General features: G+C 60.3%; 19 protein-coding genes and 1 pseudogene. 1 reads left to right on the forward strand and 19 read right to left on the reverse strand.

Features of this window, described 5'->3' with window-relative positions; all coding sequences use genetic code 11:
- Positions 1-30: 30 nt before the first annotated feature.
- The 9 genes from BFL40_RS25375 to flhA all read right to left on the reverse strand — a co-directional run bounded on the left by BFL40_RS25375 (position 31) and on the right by flhA (position 10631).
- Positions 31-771 carry a flagellar motor protein gene (locus BFL40_RS25375; protein WP_071486506.1) on the reverse strand — a complete coding sequence of 247 codons (741 nt, stop codon included), beginning with the start codon at positions 769-771 and terminating at the stop codon, positions 31-33.
- A complete protein-coding gene (locus tag BFL40_RS25380; RefSeq protein ID WP_071486507.1) occupies positions 771-1907 on the reverse strand; it encodes a protein-glutamate methylesterase/protein-glutamine glutaminase in 1137 nt (378 codons plus the stop codon). Before BFL40_RS25380 ends, BFL40_RS25375 begins: the two co-directional genes overlap by 1 nt.
- Positions 1908-1956: 49 nt before the next feature.
- Positions 1957-4146 (reverse strand): chemotaxis protein CheA, encoded by a 2190-nt coding sequence (locus BFL40_RS25385; protein WP_071486508.1) that lies wholly within the window; start codon positions 4144-4146, stop codon positions 1957-1959.
- 11 nt (positions 4147-4157) lie between these two features.
- The gene (locus BFL40_RS25390; RefSeq protein ID WP_025855886.1) at positions 4158-4946 is read right to left on the reverse strand and encodes a protein phosphatase CheZ; all 789 of its coding nucleotides are present in this window, start codon (positions 4944-4946) and stop codon (positions 4158-4160) included.
- A gap of 18 nt (positions 4947-4964) precedes the next feature.
- Entirely contained in the window at positions 4965-5339 is a 375-nt protein-coding gene (locus BFL40_RS25395; RefSeq protein ID WP_003192908.1) for a chemotaxis response regulator CheY, read from the reverse strand.
- Positions 5340-5511: 172 nt separating this feature from the next.
- A complete protein-coding gene (gene fliA / locus BFL40_RS25400) occupies positions 5512-6252 on the reverse strand; it encodes an RNA polymerase sigma factor FliA (protein ID WP_065909829.1) in 741 nt (246 codons plus the stop codon).
- On the reverse strand, positions 6249-7082 hold the full coding sequence (gene fleN / locus BFL40_RS25405) for a flagellar synthesis regulator FleN (protein WP_003192912.1): 834 nt from the start codon (positions 7080-7082) through the stop codon (positions 6249-6251). The genes fliA and fleN overlap by 4 nt, the downstream gene beginning before the upstream one ends.
- A gap of 106 nt (positions 7083-7188) precedes the next feature.
- Positions 7189-8505 (reverse strand): flagellar biosynthesis GTPase FlhF, encoded by a 1317-nt coding sequence (flhF, locus tag BFL40_RS25410; RefSeq protein WP_071486509.1) that lies wholly within the window; start codon positions 8503-8505, stop codon positions 7189-7191.
- An 11-nt stretch (positions 8506-8516) separates the two neighbouring features.
- A complete protein-coding gene (gene flhA, locus BFL40_RS25415) occupies positions 8517-10631 on the reverse strand; it encodes a flagellar biosynthesis protein FlhA (protein ID WP_218176657.1) in 2115 nt (704 codons plus the stop codon).
- Between the two features lie 224 nt (positions 10632-10855).
- On the opposite strand from flhA, the pseudogene BFL40_RS34380 reads away from it, so the two are divergent.
- A pseudogene (locus BFL40_RS34380) lies at positions 10856-11041 on the forward strand (DUF6124 family protein); the annotation flags it as partial.
- A gap of 33 nt (positions 11042-11074) precedes the next feature.
- Here BFL40_RS34380 and BFL40_RS25425 read toward each other — a convergent pair.
- The 10 genes from BFL40_RS25425 to BFL40_RS25470 all read right to left on the reverse strand — a co-directional run bounded on the left by BFL40_RS25425 (position 11075) and on the right by BFL40_RS25470 (position 18335).
- Entirely contained in the window at positions 11075-11275 is a 201-nt protein-coding gene (locus BFL40_RS25425) for a DNA-binding protein (RefSeq protein ID WP_071486512.1), read from the reverse strand.
- A 160-nt stretch (positions 11276-11435) separates the two neighbouring features.
- Positions 11436-12572 (reverse strand): flagellar biosynthesis protein FlhB, encoded by a 1137-nt coding sequence (gene flhB, locus BFL40_RS25430; RefSeq protein WP_071486513.1) that lies wholly within the window; start codon positions 12570-12572, stop codon positions 11436-11438.
- Between the two features lie 3 nt (positions 12573-12575).
- Complete coding sequence (gene fliR / locus BFL40_RS25435) at positions 12576-13361, reverse strand: flagellar biosynthetic protein FliR (protein ID WP_071486514.1); 786 nt, start codon at positions 13359-13361, stop codon at positions 12576-12578.
- Between the two features lie 4 nt (positions 13362-13365).
- Positions 13366-13635, reverse strand: coding sequence for a flagellar biosynthesis protein FliQ (gene fliQ, locus BFL40_RS25440; RefSeq protein ID WP_071486515.1), 270 nt, complete (start codon positions 13633-13635; stop codon positions 13366-13368).
- A 4-nt stretch (positions 13636-13639) separates the two neighbouring features.
- Positions 13640-14383 carry a flagellar type III secretion system pore protein FliP gene (gene fliP, locus BFL40_RS25445; protein WP_071486516.1) on the reverse strand — a complete coding sequence of 248 codons (744 nt, stop codon included), beginning with the start codon at positions 14381-14383 and terminating at the stop codon, positions 13640-13642.
- Positions 14383-14823 (reverse strand): flagellar biosynthetic protein FliO, encoded by a 441-nt coding sequence (gene fliO / locus BFL40_RS25450; protein WP_071486517.1) that lies wholly within the window; start codon positions 14821-14823, stop codon positions 14383-14385. The genes fliP and fliO overlap by 1 nt, the downstream gene beginning before the upstream one ends.
- A 1-nt stretch (position 14824) precedes the next feature.
- On the reverse strand, positions 14825-15292 hold the full coding sequence (gene fliN / locus BFL40_RS25455) for a flagellar motor switch protein FliN (protein ID WP_071486518.1): 468 nt from the start codon (positions 15290-15292) through the stop codon (positions 14825-14827).
- A 42-nt stretch (positions 15293-15334) separates the two neighbouring features.
- Positions 15335-16303, reverse strand: coding sequence for a flagellar motor switch protein FliM (gene fliM / locus BFL40_RS25460; protein ID WP_071486519.1), 969 nt, complete (start codon positions 16301-16303; stop codon positions 15335-15337).
- A gap of 9 nt (positions 16304-16312) precedes the next feature.
- Positions 16313-16813 (reverse strand): flagellar basal body-associated protein FliL, encoded by a 501-nt coding sequence (gene fliL / locus BFL40_RS25465; protein ID WP_071486520.1) that lies wholly within the window; start codon positions 16811-16813, stop codon positions 16313-16315.
- Between the two features lie 160 nt (positions 16814-16973).
- Positions 16974-18335: a flagellar hook-length control protein FliK gene (locus tag BFL40_RS25470; protein WP_071486521.1), complete on the reverse strand. Its 1362-nt coding sequence runs from the start codon at positions 18333-18335 to the stop codon at positions 16974-16976.
- Positions 18336-18745: the final 410 nt, after the last annotated feature.

The raw sequence follows: 18745 nt of genomic DNA on the forward strand, positions 1-18745 counted from the left end.
GGCAGTTCCCTCCTACAGAAAGCATTCCCATCAATCCATGAAGCCCTGGAGCTTCAATTCGATGGAGCGCGGGTTCTCACCCTCGGCAATCGACAGAATGCCCTCTAGCAACATCTCGCGGTAACGCGACTGGCGCATGGCGATCGACTTGAGCTTGCTGGCCACCGGCAACAGCACCAAGTTGGCACTGGCCACGCCGTAGATGGTGGCGACAAACGCCACGGCAATACCACTGCCCAACTGCGACGGGTCGGCGAGGTTGCCCATCACGTGGATCAGGCCCATCACCGCACCGATGATGCCGATGGTCGGCGCGTAGCCGCCCATGCTTTCAAAAACCTTGGCGGCGTTGATGTCGCGGCTTTCCTGGGTGTAGAAATCCACCTCGAGAATGCTGCGGATCGCCTCCGGTTCAGCGCCGTCCACCAACAATTGCAGGCCTTTGCGCGCATAGCTGTCGGGCTCGGCATCGGCCACGCCCTCCAGGCCCAGAAGGCCCTCCTTGCGCGCGGTAAGGCTCCAGTTGACCACGCGGTCGATGCCGCCTGGCAGGTCAACGCGCGGCGGGAAAATGATCCACACCAGGATCTGCATGGCACGTTTGAACGAACTCATCGGCGACTGCAACAACGCTGCGCCCACCGTACCGCCGATCACGATCAACGCCGCCGGCCCGTTGGCCAAAGCGCCGAGGTGACCGCCTTCGAGGTAGTTGCCGCCGATAATCGCGACAACCGCCATGGTGATGCCGATCAGGCTCAATACATCCATCAGAGACAGGCCTCCACCAGATGCTTGCCGATGTCGTCCAGGCTGTAGACGGCGTCCGCCAGGTCAGCCTTGACGATCGCCATGGGCATGCCATAGATCACGCAGCTCGCTTCGTCCTGGGCCCAGATCGCGCTGCCGCCCTGCTTGAGCAGGCGCGCGCCTTCGCGGCCGTCGGCCCCCATGCCGGTGAGCACCACCGCCAGAACTTTGTCACCATAGGACTTGGCCGCCGAACCAAAGGTGATATCCACACAGGGCTTGTAGTTGAGGCGCTCATCGCCCGGCAGGATTTTGATCGCACCACGGCCATCGACCATCATCTGCTTGCCGCCCGGGGCCAGCAGCGCCAGGCCAGGGCGCAGGATGTCACCATCCTCGGCCTCCTTGACGCTGATGCGACACAGCTTGTCCAAGCGCTCGGCGAAGGCCTTGGTGAACGCAGCAGGCATGTGCTGCACCAATACGATCGGCGCCGGGAAGTTGGCCGGCAGTTGGGTCAACACCCGCTGCAAGGCCACCGGACCGCCGGTAGACGTACCGATAGCGACCAACTTGTAGGCCTTGCGCTTGGGCGCAGGCGAATGCGCGCTCGGTGCCGCAGGAGCACGAACCGGTGCCACCGCAGGTCGAGTGACTGGCGCTGGTGCAGGTGCAGGGCGACCAAATGCTGTCGTCGGCGTCGCTGGCGCAGCAACCGGTGTCGGCACTGGGGCTGGCGTGCTGAACAGGCTGCGACGGTTGCTGCGGGAAATGCTGTGCACCTTCTCACACAGCATCTGTTTGACCTTCTCGGGGTTGCGCGAGATGTCTTCGAAATTCTTCGGCAGGAAGTCCACCGCACCGGCGTCCAGCGCATCCAGGGTTACCCTGGCGCCTTCATGGGTCAGCGAGGAGAACATCAACACCGGGGTCGGGCAGCGCTGCATGATGTGCCGAACGGCCGTAATGCCATCCATCATCGGCATCTCGTAGTCCATGGTGATCACGTCCGGCTTCAACGCAATGGCCTGATCAATCGCCTCTTTGCCGTTAGTGGCCGTGCCGACCACCTGGATCGTTGGATCGGCGGAAAGAATTTCCGAGACGCGGCGGCGGAAGAAACCCGAATCGTCCACCACCAGGACCTTGACTGCCATAAACACTCCGTTAGGCGGGGCGGGCAATACCGCCCAAGCCCCACCAGAATCAAATACGCCGAGCGGCGTAACGCTTGAGCATGCTCGGAACATCGAGAATCAGCGCGATCCGACCGTCACCGGTAATGGTCGCACCCGACATGCCCGGGGTTCCCTGCAGCATTTTGCCCAAAGGCTTGATGACCACCTCTTCCTGACCCACCAGTTGGTCGACCACAAAGCCGATCCGCTGGGTGCCCACAGAGAGAATCACCACATGGCCTTCGCGCTGCTCTTCATGCTTGGCCGATGCCACCAGCCAGCGCTTGAGGTAAAACAGTGGCAACGCCTTGTCGCGCACGATCACCACTTCCTGGCCGTCCACCACGTTGGTGCGCGACAGGTCGAGGTGGAAAATTTCATTGACGTTGACCAGCGGGAAGGCGAAAGCCTGGTTGCCCAGCATCACCATCAGGGTCGGCATGATCGCCAAGGTCAGCGGCACCTTGATGACGATTTTCGAGCCCTGGCCCTTGGTCGAGTAAATGTTGATCGAGCCGTTGAGCTGGCTGATCTTGGTCTTCACCACGTCCATGCCCACGCCACGGCCCGACACGTCGGAAATCTCGGTCTTGGTGGAGAAGCCCGGGGCAAAGATCAGGTTGTAGCACTCGGTGTCGGTCAGACGGTCGGCGGCATCTTTGTCCATCACGCCGCGCTTGACCGCGATGTTACGCAACACCGCCGGGTCCATACCTTTGCCGTCATCGGTGATCGACAGCAGGATGTGGTCGCCTTCTTGCTCCGCCGCCAGAATCACCTTGCCGTTGCGGGACTTACCCGAGGCTTCGCGTTCTTCCGGGGTTTCAACACCGTGGTCGACAGCGTTGCGCACCAAGTGGACCAGCGGGTCGGCCAGGGCCTCGACAAGGTTTTTGTCGAGGTCGGTTTCTTCACCCACCAGTTCCAGGTTGATCTCTTTCTTGAGCTGGCGTGCCAGGTCGCGAACCAGGCGCGGGAAGCGGCCGAAGACTTTCTTGATCGGCTGCATCCGCGTTTTCATCACGGCGGTTTGCAGGTCGGCAGTGACCACATCAAGGTTCGACACGGCCTTCTGCATGGCTTCGTCGCCACTGTTCAGGCCCAGGCGCACCAGTCGGTTACGCACCAGCACCAATTCGCCGACCATGTTCATGATGTCGTCCAGGCGTGCGGTATCAACGCGCACCGTGGTTTCGGCTTCACTGGCAGGCTTTTCAGCAACAGGGGCCGCGGCGGCACGCGCCGGGGCTGGCGCTGCGGCAGGTACAGGTGCGGGCTTCGCTGCGGGGGCTGCGGCTTTAGCGGCAACCGGGGCAGCCGTCGCCACGGCGGCGGCCGGGGCCACTTCGGTGAACTTGCCTTTGCCGTGTAACTCATCCAACAGGGCTTCGAATTCGTGATCGGAAATCAACCCGTCGCCGGCAGGCTCTGCACTGGCGGCAGATGCTGCAGAGGTCGCTGCGACTTCCGGCAAGGCTTCGGCCACAAACGTGCCTTTGCCATGTAACTGATCAAGCAAGGCTTCGAATTCATCGTCGGTAATGTCGGTGTTGGCGGAAGCGGCAGGCCCTTGCGACGCAGCGGCAGGTGCCACGGCATCGGCGGCGAACTGACCTTTGCCATGCAACTGGTCGAGCAGCGACTCGAACTCAGCGTCGGTAATGTCTTCGCTGGTCGGTACCGCTGCCGCAGCAGCCGGCGCTTCAGCCTCGGCCTTAACGGCGCTGAGGGAGTTCAGCAGTTGTTCGAACTCGCTGTCCGTCACGTCCGGTTCAGCTTCCACCACCGGCTCAGGCGCCGCTTGAACCACCGGCGCAGCCGAGGTGTCAGCAGGCTCTGCCAGGCGCGTCAGGGCGGCCAGCAGTTCCGGGGTGGCAGCCGTGATCGGTGCACGTTCGCGCACTTCGCTGAACATGCCGTTGACCGCATCCAGTGCTTCGAGAATCACGTCCATAAGTTCCGAGTCGACGTGCCGCTCACCCTTGCGCAGGATGTCGAACACGTTCTCGGCGATGTGACAGCATTCCACCAGCTCATGGAGCTGGAGGAAGCCGGCGCCCCCTTTTACAGTGTGAAAACCGCGAAAAATTGCATTGAGCAGGTTCGCATCATCCGGTCGGCTTTCCAGCTCGACCAGTTGTTCGGACAGTTGCTCTAAAATTTCGCCGGCCTCTACAAGGAAATCCTGAAGGATTTCTTCATCGGCGCCGAAGCTCATGTGGGTGCTCCTTAGAAGCCTAAACTGGATAACAGGTCATCTACGTCATCCTGACCTGACACAACGTCTTCACGTTTATCGGCATGAATCTGCGGACCTTCACCCTTGGCGAGATGTTTTTGTGGATCTTTTTCCGAGAGGATCGCTTCGCGGTCATGTTCGATGCCGGCAAAACGATCAACTTGGCCGGCCATGAGCACCAATTTAAGCAAGTTACTTTCTACTTCGGTGACCAGTTGAGTCACACGCTTGATCACTTGACCGGTGAGGTCCTGGTAATCCTGGGCCAGTAGAATGTCATTGAGGTTGCTGGAAACCGTGCGGTTTTCCTGCTCGCTGCGCGACAGGAACCCTTCGACCCGACGTGCCAGCTCACGAAACTCTTCAGCCCCCACTTCCCGGCGCATGAAGCGGCCCCAGTCAACACTCAGAGCCTGGGCTTCAGTGGCCATACCGTTGACCAAAGGCGTGGCGTTTTCCACCAGGTCCATGGTGCGATTGGCCGCCGCCTCAGTCAGCCTGACCACATAGGACAGGCGTTCGGTGGCATCGGTGATTTGCGAAATCTCTTCGGCCTGGGGCATGTGCGGGTCAATCTGGAAATTGACGATTGCACTGTGCAGCTCGCGCGTGAGCTTGCCCACTTCCTGGTACAGGCCGCGGTCACGGGTCTGGTTGAGCTCATGGATTAACTGCACCGCGTCGCCGAACTGGCCTTTTTCAAGGCTGTCGACCAACTGGTGAGCATGCTTTTTCAGGGTCGACTCAAAGTCTCCCTGTGACGTTTCTTTATGCTCCATAGCTCCCCCGCGATGGCATTAGCCGTGGATGCGTTCGAAGATTTTTTCGATCTTCTCTTTCAAGGCCAGTGCAGTGAATGGCTTGACCACGTAACCGTTTACCCCAGCTTGGGCGGCTTCGATGATCTGCTCACGCTTGGCTTCGGCAGTCACCATCAGCACGGGAAGGCTGCGCAGTTTTTCATCCGCGCGTACATGGCGCAGCAAATCGATACCGGTCATGCCCGGCATGTTCCAGTCGGTTACCAGAAAGTCGATGCTTCCGCTGTTGAGGATCGGAATCGCCGTAAGGCCGTCATCCGCCTCGACCGTGTTGGTGAACCCAAGGTCACGCAACAGGTTTTTTATGATCCGCCGCATCGTTGAGAAGTCATCAACGATGAGGATTTTCATGTTCTTGTCCAATTCGACCTCCAAGCAGTCTTAAACGCGCCCAGCACCTGGACGCGCCATTTCAATCAACAGGCGTTACACAAAAAAGGACTGCCAGGGGCACCACGAAACGAATCCGCGAAAGGTGTTTCACCTCTCGCCTAGTTGCGCAGCAGTGTCCCCACACTGCCTGTCAGCGCGCGCGCCACTCTCCCAATCGCCCCCGCAAGCGGGCTGCGCACTGGCTGTGCAGCTGGCTGACACGCGATTCGCTGACCCCCAGGACCTCACCGATTTCCTTGAGGTTCAGCTCTTCGTCGTAGTACAGCGCCAACACCAGTCGCTCACGCTCCGGCAAATTGGCAATCGCGTCCGCCAACGCGCCCTGGAAACGTTCATCTTCCAGGTCACGCGACGGCTCGAGATGAGCACTCGCGCCGTCCTCGTGCAGCCCTTCGTGCTCGCCGTCCTGTAAAAGGTCGTCGAAACTGAACAGGCGGCTGCCCAAGGTATCGTTCAAAATCCCGTAGTAATCATCGAGACTCAATTGGAGTTCGGCCGCAACTTCATGATCTTTAGCGTCACGACCGGTTTTTGCTTCAATTGCGCGAATTGCATCACTGACCATTCGCGTGTTGCGGTGTACCGAACGCGGCGCCCAATCCCCTTTACGCACTTCATCGAGCATCGCGCCACGGATACGGATACCCGCATACGTCTCGAAACTCGCACCCTTGCTCGCGTCGTATTTAGTCGACACTTCGAGCAGGCCGATCATGCCGGCCTGGATCAGGTCTTCAACCTGCACGCTGGCGGGCAGGCGTGCCAGCAAGTGGTAGGCAATGCGCTTGACCAGGGGCGCATAGCGCTCGATCAATTCGCCCTGACTGTCACGTGCCGACTTTTTGTAAAGGTTGTAGCCGCTGGATGTCATAGCACCGGTCCTGCGCTCGTCTGATGCACCAATCGCTCGACGAAAAACTCCAGATGCCCCCGCGGGTTGGCGGGCAACGGCCAGGTATCGACCTTCTGGGCAATAGCCTTGAACGCCAGTGCGCACTTCGAACGAGGGAACGCTTCGTAGACCGCACGCTGCTTTTGCACGGCCTTGCGCACACACTCGTCATAAGGAACTGCGCCGACGTATTGTAAGGCGACATCGAGGAAGCGATCCGTGACCTTGGTCAACTTGGCGAACAGGTTGCGCCCTTCCTGCGGGCTTTGGGCCATGTTGGCCAACACGCGGAATCGGTTCATGCCGTAATCGCGGTTCAGCAGTTTGATCAAGGCATAAGCGTCGGTGATCGAGGTGGGTTCATCGCAGACCACCAGCAGGACTTCTTGCGCGGCGCGCACGAAGCTGACCACGGACTCGCCGATCCCGGCGGCGGTGTCGATCACCAGCACGTCGAGGTTGTCGCCGATATCACTGAACGCCTGAATCAGGCCTGCATGCTGCGCCGGGCTCAGGTGCACCATGCTTTGGGTGCCCGAGGCGGCCGGCACGATGCGAATTCCACCGGGGCCCTGGAGCAGCACATCGCGCAGCTCACAGCGACCCTCGATCACATCGGCAAGGGTATGTTTGGGTGTCAGCCCCAGCAGAACGTCGACGTTCGCCAGGCCCAGGTCTGCATCCAGCAGCATGACGCGACGGCCAAGCTCTGCCAGGGCCAGGGACAAATTCACTGACACGTTAGTTTTCCCGACGCCACCTTTGCCGCCGGTCACCGCGATCACCTGTACGGGATGCATGCTGCCCATTTTATTTCTTTACCTTGTCTTGCTTAGACGCAGGCTACATGGCTTGGCCGCGTGAATCGCTTGCAGACCAACGATGTAGATACTTTTCACGGTGTTCATCCTGCCCTCAACCCACCCGTTTTGCCGGGTGGTGGTAAAGGTCGGCGAACATATCGGCCATCGCTTCCTCGCTAGGCTCTTCTTGCATTTGCACGCTGACAGCACGGCTGACCAACTGATGACGGCGCGGCAGATGTAAATCATCCGGGATCCGCGGCCCGTCGGTCAGGTAGGCGACCGGTAACTCATGACTGATTGCCAGGCTCAACACTTCGCCCAGGTTCGCCGTTTCATCCAGTTTAGTCAGGATGCAACCGGCCAGCCCGCAACGTTTGTAGCTGTGATACGCCGCGGTGAGCACCTGCTTCTGGCTGGTGGTGGCCAGCACCAAGTAATTTTTCGCCTTGATGCCACGCCCGGCCAGGCTTTCCAATTGCATGCGCAATGCCGGGTCGCTGGCTTGCAGGCCGGCGGTGTCGATCAGCACTACGCGCTTGCGCAGCAGCGGATCAAGGGCATTGGCCAGGGACTGACCCGGGTCGACGTGAGTCACCGATACATTGAGAATCCGGCCCAGGGTCTTGAGTTGCTCCTGAGCACCAATACGGTAGCTGTCCATGCTCACCAGCGCGATGTTCTGTGCGCCGTACTTGAGCACATAACGTGCGGCCAGCTTGGCCAGCGTGGTGGTCTTGCCCATGCCGGCAGGGCCGACCATGGCGATCACACCGCCCTCTTCCAGAGGCTCGATTTCCGGGGTGGCAATCATGCGTGCCAAGTGGGCCAGCAACATGCGCCAGGCCTGGCGAGGCTCTTCGACTTCAGCGGTCAGCGCCAGCAGGTCGCGGGACAACGGCCCGGACAGACCGATACGTTGCAGGCGACGCCACAGGTTGGCCTGTTGCGGCTTGCTGCCTTGCAGTTGCGTCCAGGCAAGCGACCCAAGCTGCACTTCCAGCAGCTCACGCAGGCCGTTAAGTTCAAAGCGCATCGAATCGAACACACGCTGGTCGACAGCAGCAGCCGGGGCTGGCGCTGCGGGACGCGACGGTTCTTTGAAGGTTGGCTCCACCAATGGTTCGGCAGCGGTCAGCGGCAGGCCGGCGAACAGCTGGCGATTGGTGGTGGCATCGCTGTCGCCACGCATGCTCAGCTCGGCCTGGGCCGAGACAATGCGCGAGGCGGTCTTGCGCAGCTCGTCTTCGAGCTCCATGTTCGGCACGCGCGGCGCCAATGCCGAGGGGGTGTAATCCAGGGCAGCCGTCAGCTCAACACCGCCGGCAATACGACGGTTACCGATAATCGCAGCGTCGGCGCCCAGCTCATCACGAACCAGTTTCATGGCCTGACGCATATCGGCGGCGAAAAAACGCTTAACTTGCATAACCCACTACCTCAGCCGTTGGGCCCTACTGTCGCGACAATAGTCACTTGCTTGTTGTCAGGAATTTCCTGATAAGCCAAAACGTGCAAATTCGGAACTGCCAGGCGTCCAAACCGCGACAACATCGCTCGAACCGGGCCTGCCACCAGCAGAATCACCGGGTGGCCCTGCATTTCCTGACGCTGTGCGGCTTCGATCAACGAACGCTGCAGTTTTTCAGCCATGCTTGGCTCCAGCAGAACGCCCTCTTCCTGGCCTTGCCCTGCCTTCTGAATACTATTGAGCAATATTTGTTCCAACCTTGGCTCCAAGGTGATCACAGGCAGCTCAGACTCAACGCCTACAATGCTTTGCACGATTGCGCGCGACAATCCGACGCGCACCGCGGCCACCAGTGCGGCAGTATCTTGACTCTTGGCGGCATTGTTGGCGATAGCCTCGGCAATGCTGCGGATGTCGCGTACCGGCACCTGTTCGGCGAGCAAGGCTTGCAGCACCTTGAGCAACTGCGACAACGACAACACACCCGGCACCAACTCTTCGGCCAATTTTGGCGACGCTTTGGCCAACAATCCCATCAATTGCTGGACCTCCTCGTGGCCGATCAGCTCGTGGGAATGCTTGTAGAGAATCTGGTTGAGGTGGGTGGCAACCACGGTGCTGGCGTCTACCACGGTGTAACCCAGGGACTGCGCCTGGCTGCGCTGGCTGACTTCGATCCACACCGCGTCGAGGCCAAAAGCCGGATCTTTGGCGGTTATGCCATTGAGCGTGCCGAACACCTGGCCGGGGTTGATCGCCAACTCACGGTCCGGGTAGATCTCGGCTTCGGCCAGGATCACGCCCATCAGGGTCAGGCGGTAAGCGCTGGGGGCCAGGTCGAGGTTGTCACGGATATGCACAGTCGGCATCAAAAAGCCCAGGTCCTGCGACAACTTCTTGCGCACACCCTTGATCCGCGCGAGCAATTGGCCGCCCTGGTTGCGGTCCACCAGCGGAATCAGACGGTAGCCCACTTCCAGGCCGATCATATCGATCGGGGTCACGTCATCCCAGCCAAGCTCCTTGGTTTCCTGGGCTCGGGCCGGGGATGGCAGCAGCTCTTGCTGGCGGGCAATTTCTTGCTGAGCCAGGACCTTGACCTGGTTTTGTTTGCGCCAGAACAGATACGCACCACCCGCCGCCATGGCCGCCATGCTCAGGAACGAAATATGGGGCATGCCCGGCACGATGCCCATGATCGCCATGATGCCCGCTGCCACAGCCAGCGCTTTGGGAGAGGCGAACATCTGGCGGCTGATCTGCTTGCCCATGTCTTCGGAGCCCGAAGCACGGGTCACCATGATGGCCGCCGCTGTAGATAACAACAGTGATGGCAATTGCGCCACTAAACCGTCACCGATGGTCAGCAAGGCGTAAACCCTGCCCGCATCGCCGAAGGTCATGCCGTGTTGGAAGATACCAACCGCCATGCCGCCGATCAGGTTGATGAACAGAATCAGCAGGCCGGCAATGGCGTCACCGCGCACAAATTTACTGGCGCCGTCCATGGAGCCGTAGAACTCGGCTTCTTGGGCCACTTCCAGGCGGCGCGCCTTGGCTTGGCCCTGATCGATCAGGCCGGCGTTGAGGTCGGCGTCGATGGCCATCTGTTTGCCGGGCATCGCGTCGAGGGTAAACCGCGCACTCACCTCGGAAATCCGCCCGGCGCCTTTGGTCACCACCACGAAGTTAATGATCATCAGGATCGCGAACACCACGATACCGACCACGTAGTTACCGCCAATCACCACTTCACCGAAGGCCTGGATCACCTTACCGGCAGCGGCGTGGCCGTCCTGGCCGTGGAGCATGACCACACGGGTGGACGCCACGTTCAGCGCCAGCCGCAGCAAGGTGGCAATCAGCAGAATCGTCGGGAATACCGCGAAATCCAGCGGCCGCAGGGCGTATACGCACACCAGCAGCACGACGACGGACAGGGCAATGTTGAAGGTAAAGAACACGTCCAGCAGGAACGGCGGCATCGGCAACATCATCATTGCCAGCATCACCAGCAACAGCAGCGGCACACCCAGATTGCCTCGCGAGAGGTCAGTCAGAGTGCCACGGGCCGTGCTGAGCATTTGAGAGCGATCCACCAGTATTCCTCGTGTCCTTGAAGCAAACTTTTGACGCCGGGAGGCGTGCTGGAGGCGGGGTTGCAAGAAGCCTTCCAACTTTTGTTTCAGGAAGACGATCATTCCCACGCTCTGAGTGGGAATGCCGCCTGGGACGCACCGCGTTCCGACCGTGGAAGGGTGACGCAGAGCGTCACGGGATGCATTCCCACGCGGGAGTGTGGGAACGATCTGAAACACTCGCCTCCGCCCACGCCCTGACCTGCGACTTCGCCTTTGAGCTGGAAGGATCGCGACGGGAAGGCGCATTGGGAATTGCACAGCTGATTGAGGTGGCGCGATTGTTGGCTGAGCGAGTGCTGGATGACAGTGAGCCGTCATCCGAAGCAGAGCCAGGCAACCTTCAGACCGACTGAACACACTTTTGGCCTGTGTACGTACGCAAGCCGCTAGATGACCTTGATATAAAGCGCAAAAACGCCTCTGGGACGATGGATTCTGGCGAACTGCACGCGCAGGCCCTTTTCAAGCCAGACCCCAGCCGAACTTTTGAGGTCCAAACGCACGGGTTCACACTCGCCATCCAGCGCGATCACCCCTTCGCCGGTCTTGCGGCTATAAGACTTGATCGTGCCGGTTACCGCTTCCATTGCCGACCCCTCTGCATCTCTTAACGACTTACGCGCAGTGCTTGGCGCTATAAAACCGCGAGAGTGCAGCACTGGCTACTGTCAAAGTTGACAGGTAGCGTGCATGGCCAGACGAATGGCACGATGTCAATTTAGCAGCCCAAAGATTGACTGGCTTGCGTCAGGAATCGCGGCGCAATTCCGGCGGAATCGGCAGGTCCTTGAGCGGATCCGGGCGCTTGCCTTTGCCCGCGCGGTACTGGCGGATCTGATAGACATAGGCCAACACCTGCGCCACCGCCAAATACAGGCCGGCAGGGATTTCCTGGTCCAGATCAGTGGAGTAGAAGATCGAACGCGCCAGCTCCGGCGACTCCAGCAGCAGGATGTCGTTGGCCACGGCGATTTCGCGGATTTTCAGCGCGGTAAAGTCACTGCCCTTGGCCAGCAACATCGGCGCGCCGCCCTTCTCCGGGTCGTACTTGAGCGCCACGGCGTAGTGCGTCGGGTTGGTGATGACCACGTCGGCGTCGGGCACCGCCGCCATCATCTTGCGCTGGGACATCTCGCGTTGCAGTTGGCGAATGCGTTGCTTGACCTCGGGACGGCCTTCCTGATCCTTGTGCTCGTCACGCACTTCCTGCTTGGTCATCAGCAGTTTTTTGTGGCTTTCCCACAGCTGGATCGGCGCATCCACCGCCGCGATGATGATCAGCCCGCAGGCCATCCACAACGCACTCCAACCCACCACTTGCACGCTGTGAATAATCGCCGATTCCAGCGGCTCATGGGCAATGCGCAGTAAGTCGTCGATGTCGGAAGACAACACCGTCAGCGCCACAAACAGAATCAGGATAAATTTCGCCAGCGCCTTGAGCAGTTCCACCAGCGCCTTGCCGGAGAACATCCGCTTGAGCCCCGGCCCAGGGTTCATCCGACTGAACTTGGGCGCCATGCTGCCAGCTGCAAACAGCCAGCCGCCAAGGGACACAGGCCCAATCAGCGCCGCCAGCAACAAAGTGATCAGCACCGGCTGCACCGCCAGGATTGCGATTTTCCCCGAGTGCAGCAGGTACGCGCCCATAGCGCCGGGACTCAGTAGCACCTCACGCGGCAGGGAAAAGTTGAGTTTCATCAACTCCATCAGGTCCAGCGCCAAGCCGCCGCCGTAAATCAGTAGGCCACCGGCGCCGGCCAGCATCACAGCCAGGGTGTTGAGCTCTTTGGAGCGAGCAATCTCACCCTTTTCCCTGGAGTCCTTTTTACGTTTCTCCGTGGGGTCTTCTGTTTTGTCCTGGCCACTCTCGCTCTCGGCCATGGCTCAGCGCGCCCGTGCCAGATCGCGTAAGAACTGCAAGGCATCGGTCGCCAGCGGTTGATACTGATTGAGAATATCGGCCATGCCGATCCAGAAAATCCCCATGCCCAACACCAGCGTCAGGGGGAAACCAATCGAGAAGATATTCAGCTGCGGCGCCGCGCGGGTCATCACGCCGAAGGCAATGTTGACCACCAACAGCGCGGTAATCGCTGGCAACACCAGCAACAGCGAGGCACCCAACACCCAACTGAGGCGCCCTACCAGTTCCCAGAAATGATTGACCACCAACCCCGAGCCCACCGGCAAGGTGGTGAAGCTTTCGGTCATGACCTCGAACACCACCAAATGGCCGTTCATGGCCAGGAACAGCAAGGTCACCAGCATGGTCAGGAACTGCCCGATCACCGCCACCGACACGCCGTTGGTGGGGTCGACCATGGACGCGAAGCCCATACCCATCTGGATCGAGATGATTTGCCCAGCGATGACGAAGGCCTGAAAGAACAGCGTCAGGGAGAAACCCAACAACGCGCCGATCAGAATCTGCTCGGCAATCAGCAACAACGCACTCAGGTCCAGGGCATTCACCGGCGGCATCGGCGGCAATCCGGGGACGATCACCACGGTGATAGCGAACGCAAAGTACAGGCGAATACGCCGTGGCACCAAGGTGGTACCAAACACCGGCATGGTCATCAGCACGGCCGTGACGCGAAACATCGGCAAAATGAAAGACGCCACCCAAGTGCTGATCTGGGTGTCGGTCAACGCCAGCACAGATTGCATGCGGTCAGCCGATCAACTGCGGAATACTGCCGTACAACTGCAGGATGTATTCCATAAAGGTGCGCACCAGCCATGGGCCGGCGACGATCAGGGTGATCAGCATCACCAGCAGGCGCGGCAGGAAACTCAAGGTCTGTTCGTTGATCTGGGTCGCGGCCTGGAACATCGCCACCAGCAAACCCACCAACAGGCTCGGCACCACCAGGACGGCAACCATCATGGTGGTCAGCCACAGCGCTTCACGGAACAGGTCGACGGCAACTTCGGGTGTCATCGCGCTATACCCCTCCGAAACTGCCGGCCAGGGTGCCGATAATCAGCGCCCAGCCGTCAACCAACACAAACAGCATGATCTTGAACGGCAGCGAAATAATCAGCGGCGAGAGCATCATCATCCCCATCGCCATCAGCACGCTCGCCACCACCAGGTCGATGATCAAGAACGGGATAAAGATCATGAAACCGATCTGGAACGCGGTCTTCAGCTCAGAGGTGACAAACGCCGGTACTAGAATCGTCAGCGGCGCCTGATCCGGGGTGGCGATGTCGGTCCGCTTGGACAGGCGCATGAACAGCTCAAGGTCGCTGGAGCGGGTCTGCGACAGCATGAAATCCTTGATCGGGCCCTGGGCCTTGTCGATCGCATCCTGAGCAGAAAGTTTTTCTGCCAGGTAAGGCTGCAAGGCTTGCTGGTTCACCTTGTCGAACACCGGCGCCATGATGAACAGCGTCAAGAACAGCGCCATGCCGGTGAGGATCTGGTTCGACGGCGTCTGCTGCAAGCCCAAGGCCTGACGCAGGATCGAGAACACGATGATGATCCGCGTAAAGCTGGTCATCAGCATGACAAACGCCGGGATAAAACTCAGCGCGGTCATGATCAGCAAAATCTGCAGGCTGACCGAGTATTCCTGGGCGCCGGCTGCGTTGGTGCCCAGGGTAATCGCCGGGATCGACAACGGGTCGGCCGCAAACGCCAGCGGCGCGACCAACAACAGCATGAGCGTCAATAAAACGCGCATTACTTCTTATCCTTCTGATCCTTGCCCAGCAACTCCATCAGGCGCTGGGCGAATTCTGGTGTGGCGGCCTGGGTCGGGGCCACTTCCACCGGTGTCTTGAGCACGTGCAACGGGGTGATACGGCCGGGGGTAATGCCCAGCAGAATCTGTTCCTCGCCGACCTGCACCAGCACCAGGCGATCACGCGGGCCGAGAGCACGCGAGCCGATCATCTCGATGACCTGGCCATTGCCCGGGCCGATGCGCTGCACGCGGCGCATCAACCAGGCCAACACAAAGATCAAGCCGACCACGAGCAACAGGCCCAACACCAGTTGGGTCAGTTGCCCGCCGATGCCGCTGCCGACGACGGGCGCGGCAACCGCCGCTTGCGCGATCGGCTCAGCCGCCAGGGCGCTCAATGGCAGCGCCAGCAACAGTCCTGCCATCGAATACTTCATATCAACGCAACTTCTTGATGCGTTCGCTCGGGCTGATCACGTCAGTCAGGCGGATGCCGAACTTCTCGTTGACCACCACCACCTCGCCATGGGCGATCAGCGTGCCATTGACCAGCACGTCCAACGGCTCACCAGCCAGGCGATCGAGTTCGATCACCGAGCCTTGGTTGAGCTGCAACAGGTTGCGGATGTTGATTTCGGTGCTGCCGACTTCCATGGAAATCGACACCGGGATGTCGAGGATCACATCCAGGTTCGGGCCGTCGAGGGTCACTGGGTCATTGTTCTTCGGCACGCTGCCGAATTCTTCCATTGGCAGGCGGCTGCCGGCCGGCGCAGTGGCGGCATCGGCGGCCAGCAGCGCGTCGATATCGTCCTGGCCAACATCGCCGGTTTCTTCCAGGGCCGCAGCCCATTCGTCAGCCAGGGCCTGGTCTTCGGCGGAAGTGTTTTCGTGTTCGGTAGCCATTACATGTCCTCGGCGAAGCAAACATTCATAAATAGGGTTGAATCAGCGACGGTTGATCGGCTCAACCACTTGCAGCGCCAGGTTGCCTTTATGGGAACCGAGCTTGACCTTGAACGATGGCACGCCGTTGGCGCGCATGATCAGTTCTTCCGGCAAATCGACGGGAATGATGTCCCCCGGCTGCATATGCAAAATATCCCGCAGGCGCAGTTGGCGACGGGCCACGGTGGCGCTCAGGGGCACATCGACATCCAGCAGGTCTTCGCGCAGGGCCTTGACCCAACGCTCGTCCTGATCGTCCAGGTCGGACTGGAAGCCGGCGTCGAGCATCTCGCGCACCGGCTCGATCATCGAGTACGGCATGGTCACGTGCAGGTCGCCGCCACCGCCATCGAGTTCGATGTGGAAGGTCGAGACCACAATGGCTTCGCTCGGGCCAACGATGTTGGCCATGGCCGGGTTCACTTCCGAGTTGATGTACTCGAAATTGACTTCCATGATCGCCTGCCAGGCTTCCTTCAAGTCGATAAAGGCTTGCTCGAGCACCATGCGCACCACGCGCAATTCGGTCGGGGTGAATTCACGGCCTTCGATCTTGGCGTGACGGCCATCACCGCCGAAGAAGTTGTCCACCAGTTTGAACACCAGCTTGGCGTCGAGGATGAACAGCGCGGTGCCGCGCAGCGGCTTGATCTTGACCAGGTTGAGGCTGGTAGGTACGTACAGCGAGTGCACGTACTCGCCGAACTTCATCACCTGCACACCGCCCACCGCCACGTCCGCCGAACGGCGCAGCATGTTGAACATGCTGATACGGGTGTAGCGGGCAAACCGTTCGTTGATCATTTCCAGGGTCGGCATGCGTCCACGGACGATGCGATCCTGGCTGGTCAGGTCATAACTTTTGACGCTGCCGGGCTCGGCAGCCATTTCGGTCTGTACCAGACCATCGTCCACACCATGCAACAGCGCGTCGATTTCATCCTGGGACAGCAGGTCTTGCACGGCCATGTCGTGATCCTACTGCAATACGAAGTTAGTGAAGAGCGCCTGCTCGACCACGACTTTGCCGAGCTCTTTCTGGGCCACTTCCTGCACGCTGGCAGTGACCTTCTGGCGCAGCATTTCCTGGCCGACCGGGGTGGCCAGGCTGTCGAAGCTTTGACCGGAGAACAGCATCACCAGGTTGTTGCGGATCACCGGCATATGCACCTTGAGTGCATCCAGGTCCGCCTGGTTACGTGCCAGCAAGGTGATGCTCACCTGCAGGTAGCGTTGACGACCGTTCTGATTGAAGTTGGCGACAAACGCCGGAAGCATCGGTTCGAAGATTGCCGGTTGCTTGACGTTACTGGCGGTTTCGGCAGCAGGGGCCGGTTTGCTGGCACCGCTGTGCATGATGTACCAGGTACCGCCCACCGACGCGCCGATGGCCAGGAGCAGGCCCAGCACGATCAACAGGATAAGCTTGAGCTTGCCTTTACCTGCGGGAGGGGTTGCTGCGTCGTCGCTCTTCGCCATGCCAATAATCCGTCACTATTCTGGGATTCATAGATCTACGGGAAGGCAAGAGCAAGTGTTATGCCAGAGTTGTCTGGTCATCGGGGAAGAGAGAGCACTGCCAATCAAATGTGGGAGCGAGATTGCTCGCTCCCACATTTAGACCAGCGTCTGGCTAGTGTCAGGCGTAGTAATCGACGGCGCTGGAGCCGATCACGGTGGAGGTGACAGGCGCTACCGCCGCAGCCACTTCAGCATGATCACCTGCATCTCCACCCTCACCACGCCCACTGCCGCCATTCACGCCACGGGCCTGGTTCTGCTGCTGTTGATCCTGTCCTTGCCCCTGCCAACCACGGGACTGGTCGGAGACGTTAACGTCCACCTGCCCCATGCCCTGCTGGGCAAACATCTCCCGCAGGCGACCGGACTGGCTTTCCAGGGCTTCACGCACCACGGCGTGACCACTCATGAAGGTAACCTGGGCCTGCTGGTCCGCCGTCATATTGACCTTGATATCCAGGCGCCCCAACTCAGCCGGCTGCAACTGGATCTCCGCCGACTTGAGGTTGGCACTGGACAGGTACATCACACGGTTGACCACTTCTTCGGTCCAGCCGCTCTGATGCATGGCCAACGGTGCGTTAGCCACGGGTGGCAACGCATTGGCAGTTTTCGGCGTGGCGGCCTGGGTCAGTGCGGCCAGGCGATTGGCAAAATCATCGACGCGGGTGTCGCTGCCGGCGTCTTTCAAATCCTTGAGGCCACCTTCGATCAGCCCACTGAAAGCCTTGTCGCCGCCTTGGCCAGTGCTGTCTTTAGCAGCTTGCTGGTCGACCATATTCGCCAGGCCGGTGGCGAAGTTCTGCGCGGCGGTCGGCTGATCCTGGGTGGGCGCCGGGGTAGCGTTCTGTGGTGCCTTGCTGCTCGCCGACACGTGACCGCCCTGCTCCATCGCCAGGCGCACAGCCGGCATCGAATCCAGAGGGTCGGCTGCAGGGTCGAAAGCGGGCTGCTTGGACTCATCCGTCGCCGCGACCGGTGCCGCGACGACCGGCTGGGCCTTGTCGTCCTTGGTGGCTGCAACAGGCGCAGGCGTTTCCACAGGAACAGGGACCGGGACGGCAACCGGTGTAACGGCAGCAATCAATGCTGGGTCGACGACCGGGTCAACCGGGGGTTGCTGCTGCACCAGGGACGGATCGGTGGGTTTGTCATCGTCACTGCTGGTGCTGTCGCCGGACTTGGCCGGTGGCGTGGCAGGCAAGGGATTGCCGCTATCGGCAACCGCTGGCGTGCTGGCGGCAGGTTTGTCGTTGCTGGCCGCTGGCTTGGCGCTGGGGTCCGAGGACTTGTCACGCGTGGGCTTGGCCGGGGTGTCGTCGGTCTTTACCGTCGGCTTGGAACCTTGGCTGGCGAATACCTGAGCGAAGCCAGGGGCCTTGTCCCGTGGGTCCGCAGCCGCTACCGGGGGGGTGGCGGCAGGCGCTTGAGGCTTGGCCGCGGGGGCAGCCTGAAGGAGCGAATTCGGGGCGACTGGCATAGGTAAAGGTCTCCACTGCATGGGGATCGGGGATGCAGTGATTGGAGGTAGAGCAAGAGTTGGGCCAGGTTTTTTGTTTTGTGTGTATATCCGTTATTTGGGTAACGGCTGCTATGGGTTTCGCCCTTACGGCGACTCACTTTGGAAAAGCCCCAAAGTAAGCAAAGGGCTCTTGCCCCACCACTCGGCACCTCGCCTAGGCTCGGTGTGCCCGCACTCCGGCACGGCTGCGCGGGTCGCCGCGATGGGCCATCCCTGGCCCAGCGCGGCTAAACCGGCATCCTTGCCGGTTTACCCGCTCCACCGTGCCTACTTGCGGCCAGCGTGGTTTAACGGGGCGCCTAAGATCAAGATCAAAAGCAAAAGCACGGCGGCCTGAAAGCCGACCTGAGTGGTGTAGATCAAAAGCG

Source organism: Pseudomonas costantinii (genome assembly GCF_001870435.1).
In the GTDB taxonomy this organism is placed as follows: Bacteria; Pseudomonadota; Gammaproteobacteria; order Pseudomonadales; family Pseudomonadaceae; genus Aquipseudomonas; species Aquipseudomonas costantinii.

Coding starts and splice junctions, on each gene's coding strand:
- BFL40_RS25375 (WP_071486506.1), bottom strand. CDS start 771: ATGGATGTATTGAGCCTGATCGGCATCACCATGGCGGTTGTCGCGATT.
- BFL40_RS25380 (WP_071486507.1), bottom strand. CDS start 1,907: ATGGCAGTCAAGGTCCTGGTGGTGGACGATTCGGGTTTCTTCCGCCGC.
- BFL40_RS25385 (WP_071486508.1), bottom strand. CDS start 4,146: ATGAGCTTCGGCGCCGATGAAGAAATCCTTCAGGATTTCCTTGTAGAG.
- BFL40_RS25390 (WP_025855886.1), bottom strand. CDS start 4,946: ATGGAGCATAAAGAAACGTCACAGGGAGACTTTGAGTCGACCCTGAAA.
- BFL40_RS25395 (WP_003192908.1), bottom strand. CDS start 5,339: ATGAAAATCCTCATCGTTGATGACTTCTCAACGATGCGGCGGATCATA.
- fliA (WP_065909829.1), bottom strand. CDS start 6,252: ATGACATCCAGCGGCTACAACCTTTACAAAAAGTCGGCACGTGACAGT.
- fleN (WP_003192912.1), bottom strand. CDS start 7,082: ATGGGCAGCATGCATCCCGTACAGGTGATCGCGGTGACCGGCGGCAAA.
- flhF (WP_071486509.1), bottom strand. CDS start 8,505: ATGCAAGTTAAGCGTTTTTTCGCCGCCGATATGCGTCAGGCCATGAAA.
- flhA (WP_218176657.1), bottom strand. CDS start 10,631: ATGCTCAGCACGGCCCGTGGCACTCTGACTGACCTCTCGCGAGGCAAT.
- BFL40_RS25425 (WP_071486512.1), bottom strand. CDS start 11,275: ATGGAAGCGGTAACCGGCACGATCAAGTCTTATAGCCGCAAGACCGGC.
- flhB (WP_071486513.1), bottom strand. CDS start 12,572: ATGGCCGAGAGCGAGAGTGGCCAGGACAAAACAGAAGACCCCACGGAG.
- fliR (WP_071486514.1), bottom strand. CDS start 13,361: ATGCAATCTGTGCTGGCGTTGACCGACACCCAGATCAGCACTTGGGTG.
- fliQ (WP_071486515.1), bottom strand. CDS start 13,635: ATGACACCCGAAGTTGCCGTCGACCTGTTCCGTGAAGCGCTGTGGCTG.
- fliP (WP_071486516.1), bottom strand. CDS start 14,383: ATGCGCGTTTTATTGACGCTCATGCTGTTGTTGGTCGCGCCGCTGGCG.
- fliO (WP_071486517.1), bottom strand. CDS start 14,823: ATGAAGTATTCGATGGCAGGACTGTTGCTGGCGCTGCCATTGAGCGCC.
- fliN (WP_071486518.1), bottom strand. CDS start 15,292: ATGGCTACCGAACACGAAAACACTTCCGCCGAAGACCAGGCCCTGGCT.
- fliM (WP_071486519.1), bottom strand. CDS start 16,303: ATGGCCGTGCAAGACCTGCTGTCCCAGGATGAAATCGACGCGCTGTTG.
- fliL (WP_071486520.1), bottom strand. CDS start 16,813: ATGGCGAAGAGCGACGACGCAGCAACCCCTCCCGCAGGTAAAGGCAAG.
- BFL40_RS25470 (WP_071486521.1), bottom strand. CDS start 18,335: ATGCCAGTCGCCCCGAATTCGCTCCTTCAGGCTGCCCCCGCGGCCAAG.